Source organism: Mesorhizobium sp. B263B2A (assembly GCF_020165775.1).
Lineage (GTDB): Bacteria > Pseudomonadota > Alphaproteobacteria > Rhizobiales > Rhizobiaceae > Mesorhizobium > Mesorhizobium opportunistum.
Genome location: NZ_JAIUIU010000017.1, coordinates 140,487 through 146,624, shown reverse-complemented (window position 1 = coordinate 146,624; position 6,138 = coordinate 140,487). Strand labels below are relative to the sequence as shown.

Here is a 6,138-nt window from a genome sequence, read left to right as displayed (position 1 = left end):
TTCGTCCAGCCACGCCGCGTGCGCGGCGCGAGAGACGGCGCGGCTCACGCCTCGAGATCGGATTTCAGCCGGTCGATGATGCTGAGCGCGTGGCCGGCATACTGGCTGATCCAGCGATCATGGATCTGCTTGATCGGCAGCGCGTTGAGATGGTTCCAGCGTTCGCGTCCCTCGCGGCGCGCCACGATCAGCTCGGCCTCCTCCAGCACCTTGAGATGCAGCATGACGGTGCAGCGGTCGATGTCGGGAAAGGCATCGCACAGCATCCCCGTGGTCTTCGGCTCGTCCTTCAGCTGGTCCAGCATTTCGCGCCGGCGTGGATGCGCCAGCGCCTTGAAAACATTGTCGTCTTGCGATCGGCTTGACATGTTATGTTTCTATAACATATCCTTGGGTCAAGCAAGGAAGGAGTTGTGGATATGTCTCTTGGATTCAAGGTTTCCGGACGCATCGGCAAGCCCGTCGCCGAAGTCTTCGACGCCGTCGTCAATCCGAAGAAGCTGAGCGGCTATTTCACCACCATCGGCGGCGCCAGCGCGCCGCTTGAAGCCGGCGCGGGCGTCGTCTGGTGGGGCAAGGTGCCGGTCGAGGTCGACGAAGTGATCAGGGACAGCCGCATCGTGCTGCGCTGGGACGCCACCGGCGCCGACGGCAAGCCCGCCTACAAGACCCGTATCGAGATGAATTTCGAGCCGCTGGACGATGGCGGCACCTTCGTCACCATCGCCGAGAGCGGCTGGCGGGAGGGCTCGGTCGGGCTGAAGAAATCCTACCTCAACTGCGAGGGCTGGTCGCAGATGCTGGCCTGTATGAAGGCCTATGTCGAATATGGCATCAATTTGCGCGACGGCTATTACCGCAGCGAGATGAAGGGCGAACCCGCCAACGAGACCAATGTCTGATCTTGATCAGGACGGAGCCCCGCGATGACGAAAGTAACGCCATTCCTGATGTTCGAGGGCAAGGCCGAAGAGGCCATGACCCTTTATTGCGAGACCATTCCCGACAGCAAGATCCTTGACGTCACGCGCTACGGCGCCGGCGAGGATGGCCCGGAAGGCGTGGTCAAGCTGGCGCGTGTCTCCATCGCCGGCCTGGAGGTCATGGTCTTCAACAGCCCGGTGCATCACGCCTTCACCTTCACACCCTCGGTCTCGCTCTACGTGGACTGTTCCTCCGAAGAGGAACTGAACCGCATTGTCGAGACCCTGGCAAAGGACGGCGCCTTCCTGATGCCGCCTGACAACTATGGCTTCAGCCGCCGCTTCGCCTGGCTGAACGACAAGTTCGGCGTCTCCTGGCAGGTCAATCTGGCCTGAGGCAACTTGGGGGTGAGGCAACTTGGGGATGAGGCAACTCCGGGATGGCGTTTGGCGTTTGCTGTCTGGAACCGCGCAAAACGGCGGTCACGGTGCGATGTACCATCTTTCGTGCGATGTACGACCTTTTCGATCGAAGGAGGACACCATGGAAATCCGCGAAACTCCAACCGCCGAGGCAGGCATGCTGATCCGAAGGCCCGTCGCCGAGGTGTTCGAGGCCATCGTCGATCCGGCCATCACCGCCAAATTCTGGTTCACGGACGGCAACGCCCGGCTGGACAGCGGCAAGGAGGTTCACTGGGAATGGCCCATGTATGGCGTCTCGACGACGGTCAATGTCAGCGAGATCGTCAAGAACGAGAAGATCGTCATGCGATGGAGCGATCCGCCGACCACGGTGGTCTGGACCTTCACCGAAATGCCTGATGATGCGACCTTTCTCAAGGTTCGCAATTTCGGCTTTGCCGGCAATGGCGACGAGCAGGTCAAAACGGCTATCGGTTCGACCGACGGTTTCGCTCTGGTGCTGGCCGGCGCCAAGGCCTGGCTGGAGCAAGGCCTGACATTGGGCCTGATCGGCGACCGTCACCCAAAGGGCGTGCCGGGGAGTGAACCAACTTAGGTTCTACGCCGTTCCTGTTCGATCACATGATGGCGGAGCACGCGATTGATTTCGGTTTGATAACCGCCGCTCCCGACATGTTCCTTGAACCAGGATAGCACGTCAGCATCGAGTCTGATGGTCACCGGCTGTTTGAGTGGTCGGTAAAGATGTCCGCGGCGAGCATGAACCCAATTCTCCGCCGGAACCTCCGGGATATCGGAAGTATCAATCTCGCTGTCAGCCAAGTCAGCCAGCTTGGCGAGTTGATCGCGTTGATCCCGACTAAGGTTCTTCTTGCTCATAGCGCCTCCTTTCATGCGGTGTCGCTTTCCGGGCGCCAACAATCCTAATCCGTTCTTCATCTTCGCGATCAGGATAGGTGTGGACAACCAGCAAGACCACTACGGCTCCGATCGCCCCGATCGCATGCCACCGTTGTTCGCCATCTTCAAAGCGGTCAGGCACTATGAGATGAAGCGGATCAGCGAACACCTTTTGGGCCAGATCGAACGCGATGCCGTGCTTGGCAAGGTTGCGCCTGGCTTTTTCAAAGTCCCATTCGAACTGCAAAACAGCACCGTCGATTTACAGTAATGTACGTACAATTTCGTAAGAGTCAATCCAGTTCGGCATCCGGCAAGCGCCGCCTCAGTGCCGTTCGCCGGATTTCGCCTTCTTGCGGCGCCGCGCCAGCATGTTGAGCCCCTCGACCAGCGCCGAAAAACCCATCGCCGCGTAGATATAGCCCTTGGGCACGTGATAGCCCATGCCGTCGGCGATCAGCGTCATGCCGATCATCAACAGGAAGCCCAGTGCCAGCATGACGATGCTCGGGTTCTTGGCGATGAAATCCGCCAGCGGCCCGGCCGCAAGCATCATGACGCTGACGGCGACGATCACCGCGATGTACATGATGGCGATCTCGTCGGTCATGCCGACGGCGGTGATGATCGAATCGATCGAGAAGACGAGGTCGAGCAGCAGGATCTGGAAGATCGCGCCGGCAAGGCTGATCTGCAGCGTCTCGCCCACCATCGAGTCCTTGTGGTCGTCGGGATCGACCGTGTGGTGGATTTCCTTGGTTGCCTTCCACACGAGGAACAGGCCGCCGGCGATCAGGATCAGGTCGCGCCAGGAAAAGCCGTGGCCAAACGCCGTGAACACCGGCGTCGTCAACTGGACAATGATCGAGATGGTGGCGAGCAGCACCAGCCGCATGATCAGCGCCGCCGAGATGCCGAGCCGGCGGGCGCGGGCGCGTTGGGCTTCCGGCAGCTTATTGGTCAGGATCGAGATAAAGATCAGATTGTCGATGCCGAGCACGATCTCGAGCACAACCAGCGTCAACAACGCGACCCAGGCAGTTGGATCGGAAACAAATTGAAAATGCGGCGCAAGGAATTCGATAAGCTGCATGGAGGTCGTCCCCTCTACGATCTAGAGCAGTGTCGCCGGCAGTTAGGTATTGCGACCCCCTATATCAATGTCACGACCAGAAGGACGGAGCCGTTTCTTCCAGGCGCGGCCCGCGACGAAACGGCGCGATCTTCTCGGTCAGTCCCGTGCGGTCGGAAATGGTGACGCCGACGCCGCACAATGTCGCCGGTCCGTTCGCCGCCTCGAACCGCCCTTTCGGCACTTTCGACAGGAACCGGTTGAGCGGCTCCTCCTTGTCCATGCCGAGCGAGGAATCATAGTCGCCGCACATGCCGGCGTCGGACAAATAACCGGTACCGCCGTTGAGGATCTGGTGGTCGGCGGTCGGCTGGTGGGTGTGGGTACCGACGACGAGGCTGGCGCGGCCATCGACGAAATGCGCGAAGCACATCTTCTCCGAGGTCGCCTCGGCGTGGAAGTCGATCACCACGGCATCCGCCTGCTCGCCGAGCGGACAGGCGGCAAGCTCGCGTTCACCGGCCTGGAACGGATCGTCGAGCTCGGGATGCATGAACACCCGGCCCATGATGTTGGCGACCAGCACGCGCGCGCCGCTCCTGGCGATGTAGACGCCGGAGCCGCGCCCGGGCGTGCCCTTCGGGAAGTTGGATGGCCGCAGGAAGCGCTCCTCGCGCGGCGCGAAGGCCAGCGCATCGCGTTGGTCCCAGACATGGTTGCCGGTGGTGACAACATCGGCGCCGGCGGCGATGGTCTCGCGGAAGATCTCCTCGGTGATGCCGAAGCCGCCGGCGGCGTTCTCGCCATTGACGATGACGAAGTCGAGTTTGAAGTCCGAGATCAGGCCGGGCAGTTGTTCCCAAACCGCCGTGCGTCCCGTCTTGCCTACCATGTCACCGAGGAAGAGAAGTCTCATATGATCCCGCACCGAAAGTCAGCGAAGCAAAAAGCTGCATGACGCCAGCGAAAGATCATGCGTCCATTTATCTACAATTTTGGCGCGAAGCGGCGCAACCCGGTTTCGGTGAGTATTTCCGGGATGATGATGTCGTGGGGTTCGTCCGGAACCTGCGGAACTTCCTGGCAGTCGAAGGCGATACCTATCAGCCGGGGCGCATGGCCCTTGTCGACCAGTCTGGCTATGGCGCGATCGTAATAGCCGGCGCCATAGCCGATGCGATGGCCGCGCGCGTCGAAAGCGGCGAGCGGCACCAGCATCACCGAGGGGTCGAGCACCTCGGCCTCGTGGTGCGGGCCGACCGTGCCAAAACCCATCTCGACCATCGGCGCGCCGCGCACCAGTTCGCGAAAGACGATGGTGGTCTTGTCGAGAATGGCAGGCAGGCAGAGCCTTGCCCCTTTTTCGCGCAAGGCGAACATCAGCGGCCGCACGTCGACCTCCGAGCGCATCGGCCAGAAGCCCGACACGATCTGGCCCGGTTCGATGGCGAGCTGGTCGCGCGCCGTCTCGGCCATTTCGAGCGCAACTTCCACACGCCAGAATTCATCAAGCGCATCGCGGCGGCCGAGAGCCTCGAGCCGAAGCTGTTTTTTCAGGTCTTTGAGAGATGTCATGCCGCGACGATAGAAAAGGTCAAATCTGGAGGGCGTTTTAGGAGCGACGTTTTCTACCGCAACATCCACCGGAATACGCGGAAATGGGCAAGAAGTGACGATCCACACAACCGGTGGAGAGAGCGATCCCGGGAACCTACAAAGTAGGTGGGCGCCGTGTGAGAAAACCCACGGGTCTTCCCAGGGACAGCTCCCTAAGGATCGTTAAGGCCCCGGGGAAAATGTTCTCCTGCCGGGAAGCGCAGACCGTCCCGCCTAATATAGGCCGCCGGTCGGCTAAGCGCCAGAGAATTGGCGTTCTTTCCCCGCGGGTCTCGCACAGTCGTCACGGACACCCACCTTGCGCGGGCCGAGCCGCCTCCTTACGGTCGCCCGGAATGAACCAAGGAGCAGAAATGCGTTTCGAAGGCACGGAGGACTATGTCGCCGACAAGGATCTGATGGTGGCGGTCAACGCGGCGATCGCGCTGGAGCGGCCCTTGCTGGTCAAGGGCGAGCCCGGCACCGGCAAGACCGAACTCGCCCGCCAGGTGGCGGCGGCGCTCGGCCTCGACCTCATCGAATGGCACGTCAAATCGACGACGCGAGCCCAGCAAGGTCTTTACGAGTATGACGCCGTGTCGCGGCTGCGCGACAGCCAGCTCGGCGACACCAGGTTCAACGACATCAAGAACTACATCAAGCGCGGCAAGCTCTGGCAAGCATTCGCCGCCGGCAAGAAGGTCGTGCTCCTGATCGACGAGATCGACAAGGCCGACATCGAGTTTCCCAACGACCTCCTGCAGGAGCTCGATCGGATGGAGTTCTTCGTCTACGAGACCGGCGAGACCATCCGCGCCGCCGTCCGTCCCATTGTCATCATCACCTCCAACAACGAGAAGGAGCTGCCGGACGCCTTCCTGCGCCGCTGCTTCTTCCACTACATCCGCTTTCCCGACGTCGAGACGCTGCACAGGATTGTCGACGTCCACTATCCCGGCATCAAGCACGATCTGGTGCGCGCGGCGCTCACCCAGTTCTACGAGATCCGCGACGTGCCGGGGCTGAAGAAGAAACCGTCGACCTCCGAGGCGCTCGACTGGATCCGCCTGCTGGTCGCCGACGATATCGCGCCTGAGGATTTGCGCGCCGACCCGAAGAACGCGCTGCCCAAGCTGCACGGCGCATTGCTGAAGAACGAACAGGATGTCCATCTGTTCGAGCGGCTTGCCTTCATGGCGCGCAGGCAAGGGTGAAAAGCCA

General features: G+C 61.2%; 10 protein-coding genes and 1 other RNA gene. 4 read left to right on the top strand and 7 right to left on the bottom strand.

The genetic code is table 11. The features are described from left to right. Positions 1 to 44 precede the first annotated feature (44 nt). Complete coding sequence (locus LB568_RS24135; RefSeq protein ID WP_140573064.1) at positions 45 to 368, bottom strand: ArsR/SmtB family transcription factor; 324 nt, start codon at positions 366 to 368, stop codon at positions 45 to 47. A gap of 51 nt (positions 369 to 419) precedes the next feature. Here LB568_RS24135 and LB568_RS24130 point away from each other — a divergent pair, with 51 nt between their 5' ends. The 3 genes from LB568_RS24130 (at position 420) to LB568_RS24120 (ending at position 1,944) form a co-directional block, all read left to right on the top strand. Next, positions 420 to 902 (top strand): SRPBCC domain-containing protein, encoded by a 483-nt coding sequence (locus tag LB568_RS24130; protein WP_224731428.1) that lies wholly within the window; start codon positions 420 to 422, stop codon positions 900 to 902. A 24-nt stretch (positions 903 to 926) separates the two neighbouring features. Beyond that, positions 927 to 1,319, top strand: coding sequence for a VOC family protein (locus tag LB568_RS24125; RefSeq protein ID WP_224731427.1), 393 nt, complete (start codon positions 927 to 929; stop codon positions 1,317 to 1,319). Positions 1,320 to 1,467: 148 nt separating this feature from the next. Further along, positions 1,468 to 1,944: an SRPBCC family protein gene (locus tag LB568_RS24120; protein ID WP_013892503.1), complete on the top strand. Its 477-nt coding sequence runs from the start codon at positions 1,468 to 1,470 to the stop codon at positions 1,942 to 1,944. Here LB568_RS24120 and LB568_RS24115 read toward each other — a convergent pair. The 6 genes from LB568_RS24115 to ssrS all read right to left on the bottom strand — a co-directional run bounded on the left by LB568_RS24115 (position 1,941) and on the right by ssrS (position 5,147). Next, positions 1,941 to 2,228 carry a BrnA antitoxin family protein gene (locus tag LB568_RS24115; protein ID WP_013892502.1) on the bottom strand — a complete coding sequence of 96 codons (288 nt, stop codon included), beginning with the start codon at positions 2,226 to 2,228 and terminating at the stop codon, positions 1,941 to 1,943. The genes LB568_RS24120 and LB568_RS24115 overlap by 4 nt on opposite strands. After that, positions 2,209 to 2,496 carry a BrnT family toxin gene (locus LB568_RS24110; RefSeq protein ID WP_083833218.1) on the bottom strand — a complete coding sequence of 96 codons (288 nt, stop codon included), beginning with the start codon at positions 2,494 to 2,496 and terminating at the stop codon, positions 2,209 to 2,211. The genes LB568_RS24115 and LB568_RS24110 overlap by 20 nt, the downstream gene beginning before the upstream one ends. Before the next feature lie 78 nt (positions 2,497 to 2,574). Beyond that, on the bottom strand, positions 2,575 to 3,342 hold the full coding sequence (locus LB568_RS24105; protein WP_013892500.1) for a TerC family protein: 768 nt from the start codon (positions 3,340 to 3,342) through the stop codon (positions 2,575 to 2,577). Between the two features lie 70 nt (positions 3,343 to 3,412). Then, positions 3,413 to 4,237: a YmdB family metallophosphoesterase gene (locus LB568_RS24100; RefSeq protein WP_013892499.1), complete on the bottom strand. Its 825-nt coding sequence runs from the start codon at positions 4,235 to 4,237 to the stop codon at positions 3,413 to 3,415. 71 nt (positions 4,238 to 4,308) lie between these two features. Next, entirely contained in the window at positions 4,309 to 4,896 is a 588-nt protein-coding gene (locus LB568_RS24095; RefSeq protein ID WP_224731426.1) for a 5-formyltetrahydrofolate cyclo-ligase, read from the bottom strand. Between the two features lie 95 nt (positions 4,897 to 4,991). Beyond that, a non-coding RNA gene (gene ssrS, locus LB568_RS24090) (6S RNA) lies at positions 4,992 to 5,147 on the bottom strand. A 144-nt stretch (positions 5,148 to 5,291) separates the two neighbouring features. On the opposite strand from ssrS, the gene LB568_RS24085 reads away from it, so the two are divergent. Then, positions 5,292 to 6,131 carry an AAA family ATPase gene (locus LB568_RS24085; RefSeq protein ID WP_224731425.1) on the top strand — a complete coding sequence of 280 codons (840 nt, stop codon included), beginning with the start codon at positions 5,292 to 5,294 and terminating at the stop codon, positions 6,129 to 6,131. Positions 6,132 to 6,138: the final 7 nt, after the last annotated feature.